Here is a 23,785-nt window from a genome sequence, read left to right as displayed (position 1 = left end):
CTGAATACGTTTTCCCATAGTACCAAACAAAAAAAACGCCCCTTAAACCCTATCGGGTTCAAGGAGCGCTTCACTCACGCTAAGGCGTGATTTTAGCCTTTACCCGCCTTTTTGCGCAGCTGCTGAATCGTTCGTAGCTGTGCAACGGCTTCGGCAAGTTCAGCGGCAGCGCGGGTATAATCCAGCTCTGCCGATTTCTCATTAAATGCTTTCAGCGCTTGCTGACGTGCTTCTTCGGCAGCGGCCTCATCAAGGTCGCTAGCCCGCGCCGCAGCGTCAGCCAGAATTGTCACGACATCCGGCTGGACTTCCATGAAGCCGCCCGAAACAAAGAAGTTCTCTTCCTGGCCATCGTGGATAACGCGAACCGGGCCCGGCTGAAGCTCGGTCAGCAGCGGGGCGTGCCCCGGCAGAATGCCGAGGTCACCCATAATCCCGGAAGCCACTACCTGCTCAACACTGCCTGAGAAGATAGATGTTTCAGCGCTGACGATATTGCAAATAAAGCTATTCGCCATAGCGAATCCCCCTAATGGACGGGATTACTTCTTCATCTGGTTGGCTTTTTCGACAGCTTCGTCGATGGAGCCGACCATATAGAAGGCCTGTTCCGGCAGGTTATCGTACTCGCCCGCGAGAATACCCTGGAAGCCACGAATAGTATCTTTCAAAGACACATACTTACCGGGCGAACCAGTAAACACCTCTGCAACGAAGAACGGTTGCGACAAGAAGCGCTGGATTTTACGCGCACGCGATACTGCCAGCTTATCTTCATCAGACAGCTCATCCATACCCAAAATCGCGATAATATCCTTCAGTTCTTTGTAACGCTGCAGAACGTTCTGTACACCACGAGCGATATTATAGTGCTCTTCACCGACGACCAGCGGATCTAGCTGACGCGACGTAGAATCCAGCGGATCAATCGCAGGATAAATACCAAGCTCTGCGATAGAACGTGCCAGTACAACGGTGGCGTCCAAGTGCGAGAAGGTCGTTGCCGGAGACGGGTCAGTCAAGTCATCCGCAGGTACGTAAACGGCCTGCACCGATGTGATGGAGCCCGTTTTGGTAGAGGTGATACGTTCCTGTAGAACGCCCATCTCTTCAGCCAGCGTTGGCTGATAACCTACCGCAGACGGCATACGACCCAACAGAGCAGATACTTCGGTACCCGCCAGGGTGTAGCGATAAATATTATCGACGAACAACAACACGTCGCGGCCTTCATCACGGAATTTCTCAGCGATGGTTAGGCCAGTCAGCGCAACACGCAGACGGTTGCCAGGTGGCTCATTCATCTGACCATAAACCAGCGATACCTTATCGATAACGTTGGATTCAGTCATTTCGTGATAGAAGTCGTTACCCTCACGCGTACGCTCGCCAACACCAGCAAATACAGAGTAGCCGCTGTGTTCGGTAGCGATGTTGCGGATAAGCTCCATCATGTTAACGGTTTTACCAACACCCGCACCGCCGAATAGACCAACTTTACCGCCCTTAGCGAACGGGCAAACGAGGTCAATAACCTTAATGCCGGTTTCCAACAGCTCATTTGAAGCTGCTTGGTCAGCGTAGCTTGGTGCTTTGCGGTGGATTGGCATGCGCTCTTGCTCACCAATCGGGCCTGCTTCATCAATCGGCTCACCGAGCACGTTCATGATGCGACCTAGCGTTTCCTTACCGACCGGTACGGAAATTGCGGTACCTGTGTTGGTCACGTCCAAGCCACGTTTCAAGCCCTCAGTAGAGCCCATGGCAATGGTGCGCACCACGCCGTCGCCCAGCTGTTGCTGGACTTCGAGGATGGTCTCAGCATTAGAGACCTTCAGCGCGTCGTAGACCTTGGGCACAGAGTCCCGCGGAAACTCTACGTCAATCACCGCGCCGATGATTTGTACGATACGTCCGCTCATCTTGGTTCCTCTCAAAAACCTGCAAATGAAACCTGTCTGCCGGGAGCTATCTTTGCGATAGCTAGCTCCCTCGGCGTTATACGGCAGAAGCGCCGCCGACGATCTCGGAAATTTCCTGGGTGATGGCGGCCTGACGGGCCTTGTTGTATACCATCTCCAGATCGTCGATCAGGTTGCCCGCGTTATCAGTGGCACTCTTCATAGCGATCATTCGGGCGGCCTGTTCGCACGCACCGTTTTCGACTACCGCCTGATACACCTGTGATTCGATGAATCGAACCAACAGGCTGTCTAGCAACGCCTTGGCATCCGGTTCATACAGGTAGTCCCAGCTTCCGGGACGGGCGTTTTCTTCGTCATGCGTTGCGTCTTCGCCCATATCGGACGACAACGGAAGAAGCTGACGGACGACTGGCCGTTGCGTCATGGTGTTAACAAATTCGTTATACACCACAAATAAACGGTCAAGGCGTCCTTCGTCGTACGCTTCTAACATGACCTTGACACTTCCGATCAGTCCCTCAACAGACGGCGATTCTCCCAATCCGCTCTTGGCAGCAACTAAGTTGCCTCCATAATTGCGGAAAAAGGCGCCGGCTTTAGAGCCAAGGGCACAGAAGTCTAGCTCGGCGTCTTGCTGTTTCCAGACAACGGCATCTTTCACCACTGCCTTAAACAGGTTGACGTTTAAGCCACCACACAGACCGCGGTCGGTAGATACCACAATATAACCAACGCGCTTCACCTCATCACGCTCGACCATGTAGTCGTGCTTGTATTCGGGGTTTGCGTCAGCAATGTGGCCTACCACATTACGAATCTGCTTGGCATACGGCTGGCCAGCCTTCATCAGATCTTGTGCTTTACGCATTTTGGATGCAGCTACCATTTCCATGGCACTGGTAATCTTCTGCGTATTTTTAATGCTCCCGATCTGGGTGCGTATCTCTTTTGCAGCTGCCATAGCGATCTACCCTTCGTTCGTGGCTCTCAGAAAGCATGCAAGCCCACCCGCAGGCGGGCCGGACATTACCAGCTCTGAGTCGCCTTGAACTTCTCGAGACCTGACTTCAAGCCGTCCTGAATCTCGCCGTTGTAGTCGCCGGTCTGGTTGATCTTATCGAGCAGGTCGTTGTGTTCAGACTTCATGTAATCGTGCAGAGCACGTTCGAAGTCCAACACTTTATCGACGCTCACATCATCCAAGTGACCTTCGTTAGCGGCGTACAGAGACAGCGCCATTTCCGCCACTGACATCGGCGAATACTGCTTTTGCTTCATCAGTTCGGTAACGCGTTGACCATGCTCAAGCTGCTTACGGGTCGCTTCATCAAGGTCAGAAGCAAACTGCGAGAATGCCGCCAGTTCACGGTACTGAGCCAAGGCCAGACGAACACCGCCACCCAATTTCTTGATGATCTTGGTCTGCGCTGCACCACCAACACGAGAAACCGAGAGACCTGCGTTAATTGCCGGACGAATACCGGAGTTAAACAGGTTGGTTTCCAAGAAGATCTGACCATCGGTAATCGAGATAACGTTGGTCGGAACGAACGCGGAAACGTCGCCACCTTGGGTTTCAATAATCGGCAGTGCGGTCAAAGAACCGGTTTTGCCTTTTACTTCACCGTTGGTGAACTTCTCGACGTAATCGGGATTAACGCGCGCAGCGCGCTCCAGCAAACGTGAGTGGAGATAGAAAACGTCACCAGGATAGGCTTCACGACCAGGCGGACGACGCAGTAGTAGCGATACCTGACGGTATGCCACAGCTTGTTTGGAAAGATCGTCGTAAACGATCAATGCGTCTTCACCACGGTCACGGAAGTACTCACCCATGGTGCAGCCAGAGTAAGCGGCTAGAAACTGCATCGGTGCCGGGTCGGCAGCGCCAGCAGCCACGACGATCGTATGTTCCATCGCACCGTGTTCTTCTAACTTACGCACCACGTTAGCAATGGTTGACTGCTTCTGACCAATCGCTACGTAAACACAAGTAACGCCTTTGCCTTTCTGGTTGATGATCGCATCGATAGCAATGGCAGACTTACCAATCTGACGGTCACCGATGATCAGTTCACGCTGACCACGGCCAATTGGCACCATGGCATCGATAGACTTCAAACCTGTCTGGATCGGCTCATCAACGGACTGACGGGTAATAACGCCAGGCGCTACTTTTTCTACCGCATCGGTCATTTTAGCGTTGATATCGCCTTTACCGTCGATAGCATTACCTAGCGCATCGACAACGCGACCTATCAGCTCAGGACCTACCGGCACTTCTAAGATACGACCTGTACACTGAGCGGTCATACCTTCTTGAAGTTGCAGATAGTCACCCAGGACAACGGCACCAACGGAGTCGCGCTCCAGGTTCAGTACCATGCCAAAGATGCTGTTAGGGAATTCGATCATTTCACCAAACATCGCGTCTTCGAGGCCGTGAATTTTCACGATACCGTCGGATACGCTGACGATGGTGCCCTGATTACGGGCTTCAGATGCGACGTCAAGCTTCTCAATTCGCTGCTTGATGATGTCGCTGATCTCGGAAGGATTCAGTTGCTGCATACCATGTCCCTCAGACTCAAGCGGTTAGCGCTTCGGAAAGGCGATTCAATCGACCACGTACCGAGCCGTCAATGACGGTATCGCCGGCACGCAGGATGACACCGCCAATAAGCGTCTTGTCCACCTGAGTAGTAATGGAGATTTCGCGATTCAAACGTTTCTTGAGTGCGTTCGCTAGCTTGGTCTGCTGTGCGGCAGTCAGCTTATAGGCTGATGTGACTGTCACTTCAACGCGCTGTTCATGTTCGGCACGCAGGTACTCGAACTGTTCAGCAATGAAGGGCAGTGCCAACAAGCGACCTTGGTCAGCTAAGGTATCCAAAAACCGCGTCAGGCCTTCTTGCTTTTCCGACAACATATCAGAAAGCAACGCTACCTTTTTGTCGTTCTCAAGTTTTGGACTACCTAGCAAACGGCGAACGTCGCTGTTGGCAACCGCAGCGCTTAAAAAACCAAGCGCTTGGGACCAGCTATCAAACGCCTCATGATCACGCGCGTATTCAAACGCCGCCTTAGCGTAAGGACGAGCGACGGTAAGTAATTCCGCCATGGGTCACCTCCTTACAGTTCAGCAGCAAGCTCATCAAGTAACTTGCGATGTGCTTTCTCGTCGACCGAAGCTTCTAATACACGCTCAGCACCAATGATGGCGAGGTGAGAAACCTGGGCTCGAAGATCGTCTTTTGCTCGGTTCACTTCTTGCTCGATTTCTGAACGTGCACTGGCTATTAGGCGTTCGCCTTCAGCGCGGGCCTGATCACGTGCTTCTTCAATCATCTGAGCAGAGCGCTTGTTGGCTTGCTCGAGAATTTGAGAAGCCTGCTCCTTGCTTTCGCGCAGCGTCTGCTCTGCACGCTCTTGAGCTAGCTCAAGGTCGCGACTAGCGCGACTAGCTGCGTCTAAGCCATCAGCAATTTTTTTCTGACGCTCGTGAAGCGCGTTGCTGATCGGAGGCCACACATACTTTGTGCAAAACCAGACAAAGATCGCGAAGGCGATCGTCTGCCCGATAAGCGTCATGTTGATATTCACAGGGATGTACCTCTGACAAGTTCGTGGCGACCGGAGTGAAACAAAACCGAGCGGAGTGTCCGCTCGGCTAAGCTGTCATTAACCGGCGACAACGAAGATCAGGTACATCGCGATACCAACACCGATCATCGGAACGGCGTCAAGCAGACCGGCCATGATGAAGGTTTTGGTTTGCAGCTGGTCGCCCAGTTCAGGTTGACGCGCCGTAGATTCAAGCAACTTGCCGCCCAACAAGGCAAAGCCAATGCCAGTAGCTAGTGCGCCCAAACCGATGATGATGGCAGCTGAGAGATAAACCATTTCCATGATATTGCTCCTGATTTTAAGTTTTGGTTAAGGGTTGAGGGTTAATAAAAGCGTTGTTGCTTGGTTTAGTGGTGTTCGTGCGCCGCGCTCAGGTACACGACCGAGAGCGTGGTGAAAATAAAGGCCTGCAGCGTTACCACAAGAATGTGGAAAATGGCCCATGGCACGTCCAACAGCCAGATAGCCCAGAACGGCAATAGGGCTATCAGGATAAAGATGACCTCACCGGCAAACATGTTGCCGAATAGACGCAGGCCAAGGCCTAGCGGCTTTACGAGCAAACCAATCACTTCAAGCACTAAATTGAAAGGAATGAGTGCCCAGTGATTGAATGGCGTCAATGAAAGTTCTTTAGCAAAGCCACCTGCTCCTTTAACCTTGATGCTGTAATAAATAATTAAGCAGAAGACGCCTATCGCCATACCTAGAGTGGCATTGGGGTCAGTTGTCGGTACGATTTTCATGTACTCAACGCCTAACTTATTAAACAACACAGGGAAGTAATCCACTGGGATAATTTTCAACGTATTCATGAGTAGAATCCACACGAACAGCGTCAGCGCCAGGGGCGCAATAACAGGATTACGTCCATGGAAAGTGGCGCGAGTCAGGTTTTCAATGAACTCAACCACCATTTCTACGGCGTTTTGCAAGCCACCGGGCACACCGGTGGTCGCTAGCTTACCGGCCTTGCGGAAGATCCAAATGAACAGCAAGCCCATGGCAATAGACCAACCCATGGTGTCCAGGTGGATAGCCCAAAACCCCATTTCACGCGCTTCTTCAGCGGAATGAGCCAGTGACCAACCGTTTTCTGGGTGATTACCAAAGGTTAGGTTCTGCAAGTGGTGCTGGATATAGTAAGTCGATGAGACTTCGTTTCCTGCGGCCATAGACATGTCACCTCAATAAGTTGTGCGATTTCCTGGGCATTAACCAAGGTGCTAGCCAATGCGTCAAAATAACCGCGACATAAGCACAAAAAAAGAAAGCGGGGTTTGAGGGGGGCGCTACAACAAACACCAATGTAAAAAGTGCCACCGTCAAACCAAACTTGCCTGCTTCGGCGCGAAATAAATCCATCGCATCAGATGAGCGACGCTTCGCGCGGAAAATGCCCATTCGCTGTATGAAAAAAGCGTGTGGTAGCAGCGCTACCAGCGCTCCCTTCAACACCGATAACACGCCTGCCAGATGTGCTATCGAAAAAGCAAACAACATACCTAAGAGCGTAACGATAAGTTGCGCCAGCATTAGTCGAACAAAATATGTTTTTTGTCGCTGGGTTTCCAAACGTCGCATAATTTCCCAGCTCGTTAGGTTGACGCGTTTTTCGTAACCTGCTGCTTATCATTATTACTAACGACCGACACAAATCTTGCGCGATTATAGGGAAGCGCTATCACACCTTCAACCGAAGTTGCGCGAATTTAGCGCGTTTCGGTACTTACTTGCGACCAAAGGGCTAAAAATGTGTCGTAAATTTCATGAGCCTGCTATTTAATATGTTCTAAAATCCCGTCGAGCTCTTCAAGGCTGGTGTAGCGAATTGTTACCTTTCCCTTCCCTTTTTGTCCATGATCAATAGAGACGGAAGCACCCAGCAATCCTCCCAGGTGTGTTTCAAGTCTTGCAACATCCGGTGTTTTTACAGCACGCGGCGACGTTTGGACAGATGTTTGGTTAGCTTGCACTTTTTTAACCAGCGATTCAGTGTCACGAACGGTCAAATCGTTATTGACCACTTCATGGGCAATTTGGCGTTGCTGGGTACTATTAAGCGACAGCAAAGCTCGTGCATGTCCCATATCTAGATCGCCGCGTTCCAGTAGCGTTTGTACTTCAGGGTCTAACGCTAACAAGCGCAGTAAATTGGCGACTTGCGTGCGTGATTTACCGACTGCATCAGCAATTTGCTGCTGGGTAAGCTCAAACTCATCCCCTAGACGTTTTAGAGCCATCGCTTCTTCGATGGCATTTAAATTTTCGCGCTGAATGTTTTCAATCAACGCCAGTGCAAGTGCCACCTCATCGCTGACATCGCGAATAACAGCAGGAATAACGTCTAATTCGGCCAGCTGTGCAGCGCGCCAACGGCGTTCACCTGCAATGATTTCGTAGCGGTTTTCACCTACAGGGCGAACTACAATCGGCTGCATCACCCCTTGCGCACGAATCGAATCGGCAAGCTCTTCCAACGCTTCTGGCTGAATATCCCGACGTGGCTGATACTTGCCGCGGGTAAGTTGGCCAAGCGGTAATCGTTCTAGCCGTTCAGCCGCCGCTTCTGTTGGTGCAGCAGGCAACTGTAATGTGTTAGCACTGTCAAGCGCCATGCCACCCGTAATATCTAAGCTGTCACGACGACGGGCACCCGCACCAATCAGGGCGTCCAGGCCACGTCCTAGCGCGCGTTTACGCGTCATTCGCTTTCCCTCGTACGTTTTACGTTACAGCGATAGCCGCCGAATCATTTCTTTTGCAAGCACACGGTAAGCCTGACTACCTCGTGAAAAACGCGCGTATTGAGTAACGGGTAAGCCATGGCTAGGTGCTTCAGCAACCTTCACATTGCGTGGAATGGTTGTTTTTAACAGTGCATCACCAAAAAAATCCCTCAGCTGTTTGTCGACTTCGCGAGTCAGACTCGTGCGCTTATCGTACATAGTCCTCAGGATGCCTGAAACGGCTAAATCAGGATTGATGCTTTGTTTGATCTGCTCAACGGTATCCAGTAGCGCCGATAATCCTTCCAATGCGTAGAATTCACACTGCAATGGTATAAGCACGCCATTAGCAGCTGTTAGCGCATTTACGGTCAGCATATTGAGCGACGGCGGGCAATCAATGAGCACAACATCGTAGTCATCTGCCACGGTCTGCAGTGCTAACGACAAACGACTTTGCCGTTGGTCGCTATCAAGCAGCTCTACTTCAGCAGCCGTTAAATCACCATTACCTGGAAGGACGTCATAATTAACTGGAAGCCCACGAACAATCGCATCGCTTGCGCTTGTTTCGCCCAGCAATACATCAAGTACGCTTTTTTCAAGCGCGTACTTATCGATGCCACTGCCCATGCTGGCATGGCCTTGTGGGTCTAAATCTACCAACAGGATCCGACGATCTAAGGCTGCCAAACTAGCGGCAAGGTTAACGGCTGAAGTGGATTTGCCCACACCGCCTTTTTGGTTGGTTAGGGCAATGATCTGGCTCACTACTCAACTCCTTTTGGGGTCAGAATCAATAACTGCCGCTCGGCCGTCTCGAAGGGAACACTCAGTAGGTGACGCGCCCGTAGCTCAACATCGGCGGGTAACTCACGCAATTCATCATCTGCGCCAGGGCCTTTCATAGCAAGCCACTGTCCGTGAGCTGCCGGTAGCGAACGGGTTAGCGAGATAAAGTCTACCAAGCTAGCAAAGGCTCGGGAAATAACTTGGTCAAACGCCTGACCAGTAAATTGCTCGACACGTGCCTGAGTTGGGGTGACGTTCGTCAACGCTAATTCCATCACTGCTTGGCGCTGAAAGCGAACTTTTTTGCCATTGCTATCGAGCAGCGTTACTTGTAACTCAGGCTTCATAATAGCTAGCACGAGGCCGGGCAGGCCGGGGCCAGCGCCTACATCAAGTACCTGTGTACCATGGACATACGGGGCAACAGCAGCACTATCCAGCACATGTCGTGACACCATTTCTTCAACATCTCGCACAGCGGTGAGGTTATAAGCTTGGTTCCACTTGTGCAACAGAGCAAGCAAACCAAGTAACTGCTCGCGCTGATAAGGAGTAATAACGGCACCTAGCTCGGCCAATCCTTCCTCTAATCGAGGTGCAACGGTTTCGGGCAAACTGTTGATCAACGGCGTTAATTGACTCATCCGTTAACGACCTCGGTAGTACTGACTAAGCGACGCTTTTTCAAATGTATTAGCAAAATAGAGACCGCAGCGGGGGTCACGCCTGAAATTCTGGCCGCGTGTGCCAGAGTCTCCGGCCGCGTTTCGCTAAGCTTTTGACGGATCTCATTGGATAATCCTTCAACGCGTTGATAATCCAACTCGGCAGGCAGCGGCATCGCTTCATGGCGCTTGAGTTTATCAATCTCATTCTGCTGACGGTCAATATACCCTTGATATTTCGCTTGAATTTGCACCTGCTCAGCAACCGTTTCGTCGTTTACATCGCCGCTTTCGATACCAGGAAGCGATGTAATATCGGCATAAGTAAGCTCTGGGCGCTTGAGCAACTCACTTAAGCAGTACTCACGGGGAAGCGGCCGACCGGTTTTTTCAGCAACCTTGGCAGCAGCAGGGGTATTGGGTTGCACCCAAAGTGTGGCCAAACGCGTTGTTTCACGTTCGATGGCTTCACGTTTTAGGCTAAACGCCGCCCAACGCTTGTCGTCGACTAAACCAAGCTCGCGACCTTTTTCGGTTAAACGCAGATCAGCATTATCTTCACGTAGCAAAAGGCGATATTCCGCGCGTGAGGTAAACATGCGGTAAGGCTCTTTGGTCCCCATGGTGATCAGATCATCCACCAGCACACCAAGATACGCTTCATCTCGACGCGGATGCCACGCCGCTAGCTGTTTGGCACGACGAGCCGCATTTAAGCCAGCCAGCAACCCTTGAGCTCCTGCTTCTTCGTAGCCGGTGGTACCGTTGATTTGTCCGGCAAAAAATAGGTTGTGGATAAATTTAGTTTCCAACGAATGTTTCAAATCTCGCGGATCAAAAAAGTCATATTCGATTGCGTACCCAGGCCGGGTGATATGGGCGTTTTCCAGACCGTTAATTGAACGAACCACTTGCAGCTGAACATCGAAAGGCAACGACGTTGAGATTCCGTTGGGATACAGCTCATGGGTATCCAGCCCTTCAGGTTCAATAAACACCTGGTGGCTCGATTTGTCGGCAAAGCGGTGAACTTTGTCCTCAATCGATGGGCAGTATCGTGGACCAACGCCTTCGATAACACCGGAATACATCGGTGAACGGTCAAGGTTTGCCATGATGATTTCATGGGTGCGCTCGTTGGTATGCGCAATGTGACAGCTTACCTGCTGAGGATGCATGTCCCGTGAGCCCAGGTATGACATCACCGGTGTTGGCGTATCACCTGGCTGCTCTTCTAACACTGAGAAATCAACGGTTTTAGCATCAATCCGCGGGGGGGTGCCGGTTTTTAACCGGTCGACACGAAACGGTAATGCACGTAAGCGTTCGGCTAAGGCGTTGGAAGGTGGATCGCCTGCGCGTCCGCCGCGGCTTTGATCTAATCCGATGTGGATAACGCCACCCAAAAACGTACCGGTTGATAGCACAACGGATTCCGCATGGAAGCGTATGCCTGTTTCGGTCACGACGCCTCGAACGGTGTTGTTATCCACAATCAGGTCGCCAGCCGCTTGCTGAAATATCGTCAAGTTCGGCTGGTTTTCTAACATGCTACGAATAGCCGATTTGTAACGAATTCTATCTGCTTGAGCACGTGTTGCTCGAACGGCTGGGCCCTTACGAGCGTTCAAAACTCGAAACTGAATGCCGCCTAGGTCCGTGGCTAGCCCCATTGCACCACCGAGTGCATCAATTTCTTTTACCAAGTGGCTTTTGCCAATCCCACCAATTGCTGGATTGCACGACATTTGGCCGAGCGTTTCAAAATTGTGGGTTAGCAACAGGGTTTGACAACCCATACGAGCAGAGGCCAATGCGGCTTCAGTTCCCGCATGGCCACCGCCGATGACAATCACGTCAAAGCGGTCGGGATAGTTCAAGAGGCACCTCGTCTTGCGCCGTTTGGCACGGATGAAAATGGGTCAGCGTGACTTCACTGATTGAGTAAGCCGGCCAGTATAAACCTCCTGTGGGTAACCGTCAGGTTTTTCCACACCCCAAACTTATTACTCATGCATTATTAATAAAAAAATAAAAATATATAAGAGAAGTTCTATTGATGTTGTAATTATTAGTGTGGACAAAAACTGTTGATAACCCTATTAATACTAATTTTATCAATGATTTAAATTGTTAGCTTTTACATGATTAAACGGCGGAGTACCTGCGTAGAAGCGGTGTTGCTCCTGTGGATGAAAGTACGACTTACACACAGGCACGATAAACACCGGGTTATCCACCGACCCATACCGAGTTTGTTACCGCACCTGTGAACAAGTGAGATTGGAATCTCAAAAAGTCCTTATTAGCGCTTATGGCAGGTGTCTTAGAACGATAGTGTGCTGCGTGTAAAAAATAGTATCCACAGGCAAAAAAAATGGCCAGTCGCGATGACAGGCCATTTAATGAGGTAAAAATTGGCAAAAAAGCCAGATTTAAAACCAGATTTACGCAGACATTAGTGTTTCAAAACGCGTGCAAGGAAGGATTGTGTACGCTCATGTTGAGGTGTATCGAACAGTTGTTCAGGAGGTCCTTGTTCAGCAATTTCGCCTTGATGAATGAAAATAACGCGATCTGCCACTTCACGGGCAAAGCCCATTTCATGCGTCACAATCACCATGGTCATGCCTTCTTTAGCAAGCTCACGCATGGCGTCCAGCACTTCACCAATCATTTCAGGGTCAAGCGCCGAGGTAGGCTCGTCAAACAGCATAAGGCGGGGTTCCATAGCCAACGCCCGTGCTAACGCTACTCGTTGCTGCTGCCCGCCCGAGAGCTGACTCGGATACTTGTCTGCTTGGTCGGAAATACCAACACGCTCTAGCAGTTTGTCAGCCGTTTCCTCGGCATCCTGGCGGCTCCATCCCCGTACTTTCATAGGCGCGAGAGTGACGTTGTCGCGCACGCTTAAATGGGGAAAAAGGTTGAACTGCTGAAACACCATACCAACTTCCGTACGGATGGTTTGCAGCGCTTTACTGCTTTTACCGTTAGGCAATAATTCGTTGCCATCAACGTCAAGGGAACCTGATTGAAACTCTTCTAAGCCATTGATACAGCGTATAAGGGTTGATTTACCAGAGCCGCTGGCACCGATGACGACGACGACTTCACCGGGGATAATCTCAAGATCAATATTATTGAGCACGTGCAGGCTGCCAAAATGCTTATTGAGCTGCTGCATACGCACAATTGGCGATTGTGTAGAGGTCATTGCACGTTCCTTATTGTCCTGCGAGGCCTCTGCGCTCGATTTGGCGCAGAATCAAAGAGAGGGTCCAGGTAATGACAAGATACATAAGTGCCACCATGAAATAGACCTCTAGTGCGGTGAAGGTGGTCGCAATATAAATTTGCCCTTGGCGAACCAATTCACCGACCCCGATAACTGAAAATAGCGAGGTATCCTTGATACTGATAATGCCTTGGTTACCCAGCGGAGGAATCATGCGGCGAAGTGCCTGGGGCCAAATGACATAGCGAAACGCTTGAGTTCTAGACAGGCCTAATGAGAGTGATGCTTCTCGCTGGCCACGCTCGATGGACTGTACGCCGCCTCGCACGATTTCTGATATATATGCCCCTGAATTAATGGCGATAGCGGCGATACCGGCGACTAATGCGTTGATGGGACTACCCAGTAGCTGGGGTAAGCCGTAAAAAATAAATAGAACCTGTACTAAAATGGGCGTACCGCGGAAAACTTCGACGTAAAAAATCGCTGGCCAGCGCAACCAACGTAGTGGGCTAATACGCAATAAACCAAAGAAAATGCCAATAAAGAAGCCGATGGCTAGGCCGCCAAACGATATAAGCAGTGTCCAAGGAATACCTGGTAACAGGTAAGGGATCGACCCAAATGCGGCCGACCAATCAAACTGAAAGTTAACGTCCACGCGTTATCTCCAGAAAAATAAACAACGACACAGGGCCGGGGGAATAGCCGCCCGGCCCTGAGATGAAAAGCATTCGTTAGTGAAAGCGAACAGCGGTATTACTCAGCGCTGGGAGCTTCACCAAACCACTTCGTGTAGATTTCATCGTAGGCGCCGTCTTCACGCATGGCGGCAAGCGCTTTGTTGGTTGGCTCTACCCACTCGCTGCCTTTGTGGAAAACAATGCCGTACTGCTGACCTTCATATAGCGGGCCAACCACCTTGGTACGACCTTCACCGCGGGTTTGCGAGAAGTAGGCGACATTAGGAGCATCGTATAGCACTGCGTCGACGTTGCGTCCTAAGAGCGCCATGTACATGTCGGCAGTGCCTGGATAAGGAGTGATGTTGGCATCATCGCCGAGTTCCTGCTGAAGATAATCGTAGCTAGTAGAGCCGATTTTGGTGGCAACGGTGAGGCCTGCTAGGTCTTCGATCGAAGCGACATCTTCGTTGTCGGCGCGCACGATAATCCGCAGGCCTGAGTCGTAATAGGGGTCAGAGAAGTCGACAACCTGGGCTCGCGCTTCTGTAATGGTGGTGCCCGCAATGGCGATTTCCTGGCTGCCGGTTTGGACAGCGGGAATGATGCCAGAGAATTCCATCGTGGTGAGGTTAACTTCAAAGCCAGCCCGTTCGGCAACGGCGTTGATGATATCCATGTCAAAACCAATCATTTCGCCGGTTTCAGGATCCATCATTTCGAACGGCACGAAGCTTGGGTCAGTGGCCACATTGACGGAAGGTGTTTGTGCAAATGCAACACTGGTACTGCTTAAACCCAGTGCAAGTGCGGTAGCAACGACAGATTTTTTTAGTAGGTAGTTCATTAGCTTTCCCGTGTTTTATTTGGTTTGCGACGTCATATAAAGAAAATTTTCTCTTACAAATTACGTCTGCAACCGTTATTGACCTTTTAACCTTGGCGAGAAACCACCAAGGCGTCAAGTCACGGGGAGGGGGTTGTTACCAACGTTGGTTAGACCATGAAGGAAGCCCCGCAGCCGCAAGTGGTTGTGGCGTTGGGGTTTTGAACACGAAAACGAGCACCTGCTAAGCCTTCTTCATAGTCGATGGTTGAACCCACCAAGTACTGATAGGAAAGAGGGTCAACCACGAGAATCGCATCGCCAAATTCAATCAGCGTGTCGTCCTCGGCCACGTTTTCAGCAAAATCAAACCCATACTGGAACCCCGAGCAGCCACCTCCGGTGACGTAAACGCGTAGTTTCAGCGCTGTGTTGGCCTCTTCTGCCATTAACGCTTGGATGCGTTTCTGGGCACTATTAGATAATAGTAGAGGCGTTGGAACAAAAGCTTCTGCACCGCTCATGGGTACCTCCCGCGAGCTTAAAGAACGAATAATCGACATTGGAGTGTGATTATGGGTAATTCCCAGCAAAATGGTCAACTATTGCTGGGAATTAGTAGAGGCTTAAGGCATCAAGGCTGGGGCGTTGAGGCCCATGTTTTCTTCAAAGCCAAACATGAGATTCAGGTTTTGAATCGCTTGGCCTGAGGCGCCTTTAACCAAGTTATCAATCACTGAGAGCACCACCACGGTATTGCCGTTGCCAGGACGGTGAACAGCGATACGGCAGGTGTTGTTGCCTTTTACGCTGCGTGTTTCTGGATGGCTGCCTGCGGGCATAACGTCAACAAATGGCTCGTTGACGTAACGCTGTTCAAAAAGTGCCTGTAAATCGCCCGGTTCTGCAGTGAGTGTGCCGTATAGCGTGGCGTGAATACCGCGGATCATTGGCGTTAAGTGGGGCACGAAAGTAAGCCCTACGCTGTTTGGCTGCATATCGCTCAAGCCTTGACGGATTTCAGGCAAATGGCGATGGCCAGACGCACCGTAGGCTTTCATCGATTCGCTGGCTTCGGCCAGTAATGAGGCGACTTTGGCACCACGGCCTGCTCCGGTCACGCCTGATTTACAGTCGGCAATTAACTGGCCTGTGTCGATCAAACCGGCTTCTAAAAGCGGCAGGTAGCCCAGTTGAACAGCCGTTGGATAGCAGCCTGGTACAGCAATTAAGCGAGCCTTTTTGATTTGCTCGCGATGCATTTCTGGCAGGCCATAAACGGCTTCATTGAGTAATTCCGGTGCGCCGTGGGGCTGGTCGTACCACTGGCTCCATTCGTTGGCATCGCGCAGCCGAAAATCGGCAGATAAGTCGATTACCCGAGTGCCATTGTCGAGCAGCTCGCCTGCTAGCGCGTGAGCGACGCCATGGGGCGTTGCAAAGAACACAGCGTCCATTGCACCGAGTACCTTGGCGTCTGGCTCGCTAAACGTGAGCGCGTCGTAGTGGCCGCGCAGGTTGGGATACATGTCGCTTACCTTCACACCTGCTTCCGAGCGCGAGGTAATGGCTTCTACGCTTACCTGAGGATGCTGGGCAAGTAACCGTAACAGCTCAACGCCGGTATAGCCGGTACCGCCTACAATGCCAACCTTAATCACAAACCACTCCTTGCGCATTACGCACAGTCAGACTCAACAATAATTAACAGCCGAGTGAAATACCTCAAACTGTTGAACTGTAGCTAGCTATGATACACAAGAGAGCAGGCGCATAAGAGCGCTATGGGTAAACAGGCCTACGTTCACTGAAGTAAACATGGTGCGTAGAAATGAATAATAAGCGCAAGGACGGACGTTGTGGCACGTTTTTCCCGGTCAGATTTTACCTTGGAAAGTTTTCGTCGCCAGCTGGCGAATGTTGATGCCCTGCCTCAGCTGTGTGTGCTGGGCTTAGTCTCGGGGGTGATTACAGGCGCGGTGATGGTGGCTTTTCGACTGCTGCTGGAGGGTGGCGCTGCACTTTACATGCCTGACGGCAATCCTGAAGCCTTTGAGGGGTTAGCGCCATGGCTGCGTGCACTGCTGCCAATGATTGCCGTGACGCTGATTGGCACGCTGCTCTATCGCCAAAAGGCGACTGCCCGTAGGTTAGGTGTCGGCCATGTTATTGAGCGTCTTACTTATCACCAGGGACGCTTTCCTATGCGCAACTGGTTGAATCAGTGGTGGGTTGGCGTTGTGTCGGTGTTGGGCGGTCTCTCTGCGGGACGTGAAGGGCCTGCCATTCATTTGGGGGCGGCGGCTTCCAGTGGTTTGGGGCTTCAGCTTCGTTTGCCTAACAACAGTTTGCGGGTGTTGGTTGCCTGCGGTACGGCAGCAGGTATATCGGCATCGTTTAATACGCCAATCGCAGGGGTGATTTTTGCCATGGAAGTGGTGATGATGGAATACACCCTGATGAGCTTTATGCCAGTGATACTTGCCTCTACCATGGGGGCATTAGTCGCCCAACTGGTATACGGCAACGAACCGGCGTTCCGCATTCCTGAAGTTGCCCTTGGCTCATTAATGAATGTGCCCTGGGTGGTTATTATTGGTTTGGTGATTGGGCTGTTAGCAGGCTTATTCATTCATATTTCCCGCAGTCAGTACTTGCAGCAGTGGCCGCTATGGCTAAGGTTAGGCGTAGTTGGTGTGGCAACAGGTACCGTTGCATGGTGGTTTCCCGACGTACAAGGCATTGGTTACGACAGCGTTGCTGCCATTTTGAATAATCAACTGGCTATCACGGTGCTGTTGGCGCTAATGATTGCTAAGTTATTGATTACTGCCATCACCGTGGCAGGTGGTGTGCCAATCGGTATTGTCGGCCCCGTATTAGTAGTAGGCGCCGCCACCGGTGCCCTAGGGGGAATACTGGGTGGCTGGGTATGGCCGGATAAAGCGGCAGACCCCGGTATTTATGCCATGCTGGGCATGGCAGCAATGATGGGCGCTGTATTGCAAGCTCCACTTGCCGCTTTAATGGCGTTGCTTGAACTAACGCATTCGCCTCATATTATGCTGCCTGGCATGCTTGTCGTTGTGGTTGCCTGCCTAACCTCTCGTCAGCTTACTGGCTGCGAAGGTTTTTTTATTAGCTCGGTACGCTATGGGCTGCATCCGCTACAGCAACCTTTAATGCAGGCGCTTTCACGTGTGTCAGTGCCGGCAGTAATGGAGCGCAACTTAGTGCGCACAGATCGTATGATTGCCCCCGATCATGCGCGTCGTCTGTTGGAAACGAATCCTGTGTGGCTGGTTATTGAGCGCTCTAGTGCAGAAAAACCAGTGCTGGCGCTTAAAGCCGCGGAGCTTGCGCGTTGGTTGCTAGAGCATGATGAAGCGCTACAAGGCGAAGCTCCACCAGAAGATGAACTCATCGATTTATTTGAGATTCCTGGTCAGCGGCTTGAAATGGCACCTATTGGATTACAAGCAACGCTATCAGAAGCGTTTCTAAAACTTCAGGACAATGCGCTAGGCGCGCTCTATGTTGTGCACGGTTATCGACCAAAGCAGCAGCGAATTTCAGGTATCATTACCCGTGGCGCTATCGAACGCTATTATCACTATTCTGACCCCCGTGAAGCTGATGCTAAGCAATGAGCCCAACGCCTAAGGAGAAACTATGTATTTATGGGTAAAGGCCATTCATTTAATGGCGGTTGTTACTTGGTTTGCTGCGCTGTTTTATTTGCCGCGGCTGTATGTTTATCACGCCATAGCGCGGGATAAAGGCGATGAGCAAGCGATCACTTACTTTAAAACCATGGAGCGCAAGCTATACCGTGGGATTATGACGCCGTCGATGATCATTGTGCTGATCTTCGGGGGCTGGATGCTATATCTCGTGCCTGCCTGGTTCAGCCAAGGTTGGATGCACGCAAAGCTAACGTTGATTGCGCTATTAATCGCTTATCATCATGTTTGCTTAATTTATTTGAAGCAATTTGATCAAGCCCGCTGCACCAAAAGCCATGTGTTTTTCCGCTGGTTTAACGAAGCGCCCGTCATTGCGTTGATTGTGATTATTATCCTGGCGGTAGTGAAGCCCTTTTGATGCGCCAACCTCTTCCTCCCGTTGTTTTAGTATTAGCGGGCCACGACCCAACTGGTGGTGCCGGACTGGTGGCTGATAGCGAGGCGATAGCCGCCTGCGGCGGTTGGGCAGTCACCATTCCAACCGCACTCACCGTGCAAAATTGCCATAATGTGATACGTATTCTGCCTGCCGATCCTGCTGTAATGAGGCAAACGGCCGAAGCGTTAGGTGATATGCAAATTGCAGCGATTAAGCTGGGGCTGTTGGCTGATGAAGCAACGCTGCGAGCCGCGGAACAAATTATCCGCCGTTTCCCAGGAATTCCCGTGGTATCAGACCCGGTATTAAAAGCAGGGGGTGGCGCTACGTTATCCACACCCGCCTTGCAGCAGCTTTATATTGATCGTTTGTTACCACTTGTGGATATAGTAACGCCTAATCGGTTTGAGCTTGCTGCACTGACGCCTGATATAACCGATCCTCTTGATGATACGGCCCGTGCCGTCGAGTTGCTGGCGCAGGGTTGCCAAGGTGTCCTTGTAACCGCCACTGACGATCCACTGCCAGGAAACATGCAACAGGTTGTGCACACGCTGCACTCGCCTGACACCACACGGCAATGGCAGTGGCCACGTTTACCTGAAGTGTTTCACGGCTCTGGCTGTACATTAGCCTCAGCGCTTGCGGCACGTTTAGCCGTAGGTGAGCGCTTACCAACCGCCTGTGAGCAAGCCCAGCACTTTACCTGGGAGAGTTTGTCTCACGGTTATCAGCCCCCCAGCGGCCAGTGTTTACCGAAACGCTTGCCACGCCCCGTACGCTTTTGATCTCATTGGCAGTAAGCCATTAATGTTGAGGATGCCATGACCACATCTGCAGAACTGTTTGAACTCGCAAGTCGTCATATTCCGGGGGGGGTTAACTCCCCTGTCCGTGCTTTTAAAGGCCTACATCGTCCGCCTGTATTTATGGAACGTGCCCAGGGGGCCTACTTGTTCGATGTGGAAGGTAACCGCTACGTTGATTATATCGGCTCATGGGGGCCGATGATCACCGGCCACGCCGATCAAGATGTACTCGCCGCTGTGCGTGCACGGTTAGATAACGGACTTTCCTTCGGTACGCCGACTGCTGTTGAAACCACCATGGCCGATCTGATCTGCGACATGATTCCTTCCATGGAAATGGTACGCATGACCAGCTCGGGCACCGAAGCGACGATGTCGGCGATTCGCCTCGCGCGTGGAACCACAGGACGCGATAAGATCGTTAAATTCGAAGGTAACTACCATGGCCATTCGGATTCGTTGCTTGTTAAAGCCGGGTCTGGTGCGTTAACTCACGGAGAGCCTAGCTCCCCAGGTGTACCTGCTTCGCTTGCAGAGCACACGATTACGCTTTCGTACAATGACCCTGAAGGGGTAGAAGCGTGCTTCGCAGAAATCGGTGAGCAGATTGCCTGCATTATCGTGGAGCCCGTCGCAGGCAATATGAACTGTATTCCCCCCCAGCCTGGTTTCTTAGAAACGTTACGCCAGGTGTGCAATGAATCTGGCAGCATTTTGATTTTTGATGAAGTGATGACCGGCTTCCGCATCGCGCTAGGTGGAGCTCAAGCACATTATGGTGTCACACCTGACCTGACCTGCTTAGGTAAAATCGTTGGTGGTGGTATGCCCGTTGGGGCGTTTGGCGGTAAACGCGAGATTATGCAGAATATTTCGCCGCTGGGGCCGGTTTATCAAGCGGGTACGCTTTCCGGCAACCCGCTGGCCATGGCTGCAGGGGTTGCTCTGTTAACCAAGCTTCAGGTGCCAGGCTTCCATGATGCGCTAAGCCAACGGGTACAAACGTTGTGTACAGGTTTACAAGAGCGTGCCAACGCTGTCCGCGTACCGATGATGACCCAATCCGCTGGCGGTATGTTTGGCGTTTTCTTTACGTCGCAATCCCGTGTGGATAACTTTGCGCAAGCCACGGCTTGCAATCCTGACGCCTTCCGCCGTTTCTTTGGTGCCATGCTCGATCATGGTGTGTATCTAGCCCCTTCTGCTTATGAAGCTGGCTTTATGTCTAGCGCGCATACCCCAGAAGATATTCAGCTAACGTTGGATGCCGCAGAAAAAGCCTTTGCCGTTATGTAACATTAAGTAAAGTGCCTGCTACACTGCAAGAGCCGCTCCTATTGAGCGGCTTTGTGGTTAGTGAGGTAAACACATTATGAAACGGCAATCGGCTTGGCACTCTTCATATTTTAACGGCATGTTGTTAACTGCCGTTCTCACCTTTGGCTTACCGCTGACGGGAATGGCCGCGCAGGAGCAGGATATGACTCAGATCCACATCACCATGGGCGGTACACCCGGCGCGGAATTTTCAGCCCAGTGGCGCATTACTCACAACGATGAAACCATTGAGCACCCTGAAATGCGCGGCACCGTGCCCGCTGAATTTACCTTTGAAGGCACCACCCTGGAAGGCACAGTAAAACTGCTTAGCGACGATGATCGTTTAGACGTAACTATCTTGAAGGGGAGTAACCGCTCGCGCTCCTCGACCCAAGGAAAAGGCGGCACATTAACGGTAATGGTACGTTAAACAAAAAACCGCCCCGAAAGGGGCGGTTGATACAAGTAGAGCTCTTACCATTGAATGGTGCTGGCGTAGTTGCCAGAGCCATTTACTTGGCTGTGCGACGCTACAGCAGCTCCACCCATATTAGTATTTTGACGAATCATAGATAGGCTGTTTGCTTCATCGCGTTGAACAACAGTAGCCTTATGTCCTTCATGTCCTGCTTGGAATACATAGGAAGCAGAATTATCGGCTCTTACTTGAGTGATGTTGGCTTCATGACCATCATCATATTGAGCAACGAAACTCCATGTCTCATCTGTATTATCACGTTGGCTGACCGTTGCTGTGTTGTTATCGCCTGTTTGATAGATAATGGAGTCACTGTAGTCACTGTTATTCAGTTGTTCTACAGTTGCTTTGTTACCTGAACCGAGCTGGCGTACATAAGAGTCATTGAAACTTCCGGTTTGGGTAACGCGGGCTTCATTTGAGTCACCATCGCGTTGAATAACGACGGATTCGTTCCGTTCATTATTCCCCCCAGCAATACCTTGACGGACATAAGCTTCGTTATAGCTACCATTTGTTTGTGCAATACGCGAGTACTGTTGATGCCCCATCTGCGTGGCTGCTGCGGTATTGTTATTACCACCACTTTGAGTGATCTCAGACCAGCGAACGCCTGCATCTTGCCCTTGTGAAGGATATCCGTTCATTCCAGCACGAATGCTTTCTTGTGAGGCAAATGCACCAGAGCCGCCGTTGAAGATAGTTCCATCATGATCGTAGTTGGGGCTACGTGGATCAGCAGATACACCAATGCTCAAAGAAACAGCAATTGCAGCGGCGAGGGCGGTGATTTTAGTTTTCATGGTGTTTCCCCTTTGTTTAATCAACTTGCTTTGGTTGTTTACTGAGAAGCAGATGGCGACTCAGTAGGTATCGATAGTGACCGGCCGTGCGTTGCCCGAGAAGTTTTGTTGCTGGACACTTACACCACGTAGGCCACTGCCCGATTGTGAAATCGATACATCCCCACTAAAACCTAATTGATAGATATCAGCTCTAAATGAAAGGCTATTGCCTTGTTGGTTAATGTTGGCTGTATGGTTATTACCAACTTGCCACACCACACCAACATTATTCCCATTCATCTGGTTAACGAAGGCTGAATTATTATTTCCACGTTGATAAATGTGAGAAAAATTAGCTAACTGATAGCTAGCAGAACGAGATTGAACAACACTTGCATTATTATTACTGCCTTGTTGTTCAATAATGCTAATGTTTCCTTGCAGCGCCGAAGCATCAATTTGGTCTACATATTGTGCAATCCGTGAACTTTCTTTAAGTAGAACTAATATGCTGTCATTCGCTTCTACTGGCATAATTACATTCGTAGACAAGCACAACACTACTAGCGAGGCGAAATAGCGTTTAATGCCTGCTTTGCGGTTTGTTGAGTGAAGGCTTAAAGGTTTCATTATTATTCCTTTTGAAACTTTATGTGTCTTTTTGTTTCATAAGTTGAGTTTGGACTAATAGAGAAATGATGCCATAGGAAATTTTCTTAATGTGTGGGTTATATATTTAATATATATGTGATGTATTAAGACTATATTTTTTAATTATATTAGAACTAGTTTTCTAATTACTTGTAAAAAAATTAAATAAAAATGGCCACTCTGTTGAGTGGCCATTTTTTATAATATTATTTTAATTATGTTTCCTTTGATTGTTATTTTTTAAAGCATAGGTATCGATGCGTTAAGGTAATCGTTCAAGATGGTTTGTTGAATATCGGTTTCGGGAGAAAGATTCCATAACCTATTCTCGATACCCCTTGCTACAAGATGAATGACAGCAGACTCTATCGCTGACATTACCGCGAGTTGCACAGGTTCATTGGTAGTTATACCAACTTCAGCCTCCAGTAAACGCCTAAAGTCGATAAAGCGGTAAACCCCTGCCCGTAGCTCTTTTGAGTAGATTGTCTTGGTAGTGGTGACGTTGGCTAATATTTCACCGGTTGATATTTCCACCGCGCGTAAATTAACCGTTACCTGATCTACCTGGTACTGGCCTGACGCCCCAATGCCAAAATATTCAGCCCCGGCGCCGCCAGTTCGCACGTTTGATTCGTAGGCGATAATGCCGCCTTCCAACATAACCGAGGCAGCCCTTAACGATGGCAGCGTATCCGGTTGGCCAAAGCGTTCAAATTCTGCGCGAATAATACGCCGTTCAGTCAATAAGTTTTGTAGCCCAACCCGCTCAAGTGGAATAAACCAGCCAGAGTCACTCAGGGCACCGGTGAGCATTGCAGCCGCCCCCTGAGTGACCGCCGTCGAAAACGTGCTGGCGGGAGCAGGTCGGTATTGCCCTGTTTGGTCGCGGAAATCATACACAGAGACAAAGATCTTTCCGGAAGGTGGCGGGAGAGATACAAGGTCTTGATACGTAGCCCCTCTGGGCGTAAGCGTTGCCTCAGCTCCTTCTAAATTTTCAGACGTTGCCACCATTCCTGCGCAGCCACTCAGCAGGCTAGCGATGACAATTGAGGCGATAATTTTCATAGTGTTCCCCTGGCAAAGCAAAGTGCGTTAATCGTTATTGCTGGTTTTTAGCGATTGACAT

Annotated in this window: 26 protein-coding genes; 5 read left to right on the top strand and 21 right to left on the bottom strand. The window is 50.6% G+C overall.

The features are described 5' to 3' along the window. Window positions 1-92 precede the first annotated feature (92 nt). The 18 genes from ELY33_RS09945 to argC all read right to left on the bottom strand — a co-directional run bounded on the left by ELY33_RS09945 (window position 93) and on the right by argC (window position 16,146). Window positions 93-518, bottom strand: coding sequence for a F0F1 ATP synthase subunit epsilon (locus ELY33_RS09945; protein ID WP_126947495.1), 426 nt, complete (start codon window positions 516-518; stop codon window positions 93-95). A gap of 24 nt (window positions 519-542) precedes the next feature. Further along, window positions 543-1,922, bottom strand: a complete 1,380-nt coding sequence (atpD, locus tag ELY33_RS09940; protein ID WP_126947492.1) for a F0F1 ATP synthase subunit beta — start codon at window positions 1,920-1,922, stop codon at window positions 543-545. A 76-nt stretch (window positions 1,923-1,998) separates the two neighbouring features. Beyond that, a complete protein-coding gene (gene atpG, locus ELY33_RS09935) occupies window positions 1,999-2,886 on the bottom strand; it encodes a F0F1 ATP synthase subunit gamma (RefSeq protein ID WP_126947489.1) in 888 nt (295 codons plus the stop codon). A gap of 65 nt (window positions 2,887-2,951) precedes the next feature. Further along, complete coding sequence (atpA, locus tag ELY33_RS09930; protein ID WP_126947486.1) at window positions 2,952-4,496, bottom strand: F0F1 ATP synthase subunit alpha; 1,545 nt, start codon at window positions 4,494-4,496, stop codon at window positions 2,952-2,954. Window positions 4,497-4,512: 16 nt separating this feature from the next. After that, a complete protein-coding gene (locus ELY33_RS09925; protein ID WP_126947483.1) occupies window positions 4,513-5,046 on the bottom strand; it encodes a F0F1 ATP synthase subunit delta in 534 nt (177 codons plus the stop codon). Between the two features lie 11 nt (window positions 5,047-5,057). Then, window positions 5,058-5,528 carry a F0F1 ATP synthase subunit B gene (locus ELY33_RS09920; RefSeq protein WP_126947480.1) on the bottom strand — a complete coding sequence of 157 codons (471 nt, stop codon included), beginning with the start codon at window positions 5,526-5,528 and terminating at the stop codon, window positions 5,058-5,060. A gap of 78 nt (window positions 5,529-5,606) precedes the next feature. Then, the gene (gene atpE, locus ELY33_RS09915; protein WP_007112217.1) at window positions 5,607-5,834 is read right to left on the bottom strand and encodes a F0F1 ATP synthase subunit C; all 228 of its coding nucleotides are present in this window, start codon (window positions 5,832-5,834) and stop codon (window positions 5,607-5,609) included. 65 nt (window positions 5,835-5,899) lie between these two features. Then, window positions 5,900-6,727, bottom strand: coding sequence for a F0F1 ATP synthase subunit A (gene atpB, locus ELY33_RS09910; protein ID WP_126947477.1), 828 nt, complete (start codon window positions 6,725-6,727; stop codon window positions 5,900-5,902). Window positions 6,728-6,734: 7 nt separating this feature from the next. Next, entirely contained in the window at window positions 6,735-7,136 is a 402-nt protein-coding gene (locus tag ELY33_RS09905; RefSeq protein ID WP_126947474.1) for an ATP synthase subunit I, read from the bottom strand. A 194-nt stretch (window positions 7,137-7,330) separates the two neighbouring features. Then, window positions 7,331-8,260: a ParB/RepB/Spo0J family partition protein gene (locus ELY33_RS09900; RefSeq protein WP_126947471.1), complete on the bottom strand. Its 930-nt coding sequence runs from the start codon at window positions 8,258-8,260 to the stop codon at window positions 7,331-7,333. 24 nt (window positions 8,261-8,284) lie between these two features. Beyond that, the gene (locus ELY33_RS09895) at window positions 8,285-9,052 is read right to left on the bottom strand and encodes a ParA family protein (RefSeq protein WP_126947468.1); all 768 of its coding nucleotides are present in this window, start codon (window positions 9,050-9,052) and stop codon (window positions 8,285-8,287) included. Next, window positions 9,052-9,717, bottom strand: a complete 666-nt coding sequence (gene rsmG / locus ELY33_RS09890) for a 16S rRNA (guanine(527)-N(7))-methyltransferase RsmG (RefSeq protein WP_126947465.1) — start codon at window positions 9,715-9,717, stop codon at window positions 9,052-9,054. The genes ELY33_RS09895 and rsmG overlap by 1 nt, the downstream gene beginning before the upstream one ends. Further along, window positions 9,714-11,618 (bottom strand): tRNA uridine-5-carboxymethylaminomethyl(34) synthesis enzyme MnmG, encoded by a 1,905-nt coding sequence (gene mnmG / locus ELY33_RS09885; protein ID WP_126947462.1) that lies wholly within the window; start codon window positions 11,616-11,618, stop codon window positions 9,714-9,716. The genes rsmG and mnmG overlap by 4 nt, the downstream gene beginning before the upstream one ends. Before the next feature lie 578 nt (window positions 11,619-12,196). Continuing rightward, entirely contained in the window at window positions 12,197-12,955 is a 759-nt protein-coding gene (locus ELY33_RS09880; protein ID WP_126947459.1) for an amino acid ABC transporter ATP-binding protein, read from the bottom strand. A gap of 10 nt (window positions 12,956-12,965) precedes the next feature. Beyond that, window positions 12,966-13,637, bottom strand: coding sequence for an amino acid ABC transporter permease (locus ELY33_RS09875; protein WP_126947456.1), 672 nt, complete (start codon window positions 13,635-13,637; stop codon window positions 12,966-12,968). Window positions 13,638-13,735: 98 nt separating this feature from the next. Continuing rightward, window positions 13,736-14,506, bottom strand: coding sequence for a transporter substrate-binding domain-containing protein (locus tag ELY33_RS09870; RefSeq protein ID WP_126947453.1), 771 nt, complete (start codon window positions 14,504-14,506; stop codon window positions 13,736-13,738). Window positions 14,507-14,655: 149 nt separating this feature from the next. Beyond that, a complete protein-coding gene (erpA, locus tag ELY33_RS09865; protein WP_126947450.1) occupies window positions 14,656-15,009 on the bottom strand; it encodes an iron-sulfur cluster insertion protein ErpA in 354 nt (117 codons plus the stop codon). Window positions 15,010-15,111: 102 nt separating this feature from the next. Continuing rightward, window positions 15,112-16,146 carry an N-acetyl-gamma-glutamyl-phosphate reductase gene (argC, locus tag ELY33_RS09860; RefSeq protein WP_126947447.1) on the bottom strand — a complete coding sequence of 345 codons (1,035 nt, stop codon included), beginning with the start codon at window positions 16,144-16,146 and terminating at the stop codon, window positions 15,112-15,114. A 198-nt stretch (window positions 16,147-16,344) separates the two neighbouring features. Here argC and ELY33_RS09855 point away from each other — a divergent pair, with 198 nt between their 5' ends. From ELY33_RS09855 to ELY33_RS09835, 5 genes are all read left to right on the top strand, one after another. Beyond that, a complete protein-coding gene (locus ELY33_RS09855) occupies window positions 16,345-18,135 on the top strand; it encodes a chloride channel protein (protein ID WP_126947444.1) in 1,791 nt (596 codons plus the stop codon). 22 nt (window positions 18,136-18,157) lie between these two features. Continuing rightward, window positions 18,158-18,589, top strand: a complete 432-nt coding sequence (gene hemJ, locus ELY33_RS09850; protein ID WP_126947441.1) for a protoporphyrinogen oxidase HemJ — start codon at window positions 18,158-18,160, stop codon at window positions 18,587-18,589. Continuing rightward, entirely contained in the window at window positions 18,589-19,398 is an 810-nt protein-coding gene (gene thiD, locus ELY33_RS09845) for a bifunctional hydroxymethylpyrimidine kinase/phosphomethylpyrimidine kinase (RefSeq protein ID WP_126947438.1), read from the top strand. Before hemJ ends, thiD begins: the two co-directional genes overlap by 1 nt. A gap of 36 nt (window positions 19,399-19,434) precedes the next feature. Further along, a complete protein-coding gene (gene hemL / locus ELY33_RS09840; RefSeq protein WP_126947435.1) occupies window positions 19,435-20,715 on the top strand; it encodes a glutamate-1-semialdehyde 2,1-aminomutase in 1,281 nt (426 codons plus the stop codon). A gap of 76 nt (window positions 20,716-20,791) precedes the next feature. Then, window positions 20,792-21,169 carry a hypothetical protein gene (locus tag ELY33_RS09835; protein WP_126947432.1) on the top strand — a complete coding sequence of 126 codons (378 nt, stop codon included), beginning with the start codon at window positions 20,792-20,794 and terminating at the stop codon, window positions 21,167-21,169. Between the two features lie 44 nt (window positions 21,170-21,213). On the opposite strand, the gene ELY33_RS09830 is transcribed toward ELY33_RS09835, so the two are convergent. The 3 genes from ELY33_RS09830 to ELY33_RS09820 all read right to left on the bottom strand — a co-directional run bounded on the left by ELY33_RS09830 (window position 21,214) and on the right by ELY33_RS09820 (window position 23,724). After that, complete coding sequence (locus ELY33_RS09830) at window positions 21,214-22,020, bottom strand: hypothetical protein (protein ID WP_126947429.1); 807 nt, start codon at window positions 22,018-22,020, stop codon at window positions 21,214-21,216. Window positions 22,021-22,080: 60 nt separating this feature from the next. After that, window positions 22,081-22,632, bottom strand: a complete 552-nt coding sequence (locus ELY33_RS09825) for a hypothetical protein (RefSeq protein ID WP_126947426.1) — start codon at window positions 22,630-22,632, stop codon at window positions 22,081-22,083. A 261-nt stretch (window positions 22,633-22,893) separates the two neighbouring features. Further along, window positions 22,894-23,724, bottom strand: a complete 831-nt coding sequence (locus ELY33_RS09820; protein WP_126947422.1) for a CsgG/HfaB family protein — start codon at window positions 23,722-23,724, stop codon at window positions 22,894-22,896. Window positions 23,725-23,785: the final 61 nt, after the last annotated feature.

It is taken from the genome of Vreelandella andesensis, from assembly GCF_003989795.1.
GTDB lineage: Bacteria > Pseudomonadota > Gammaproteobacteria > Pseudomonadales > Halomonadaceae > Vreelandella > Vreelandella andesensis.
The sequence above is the reverse complement of the archived record's forward strand: the minus strand, read 5'-3'. Positions and strand labels throughout refer to the sequence as shown.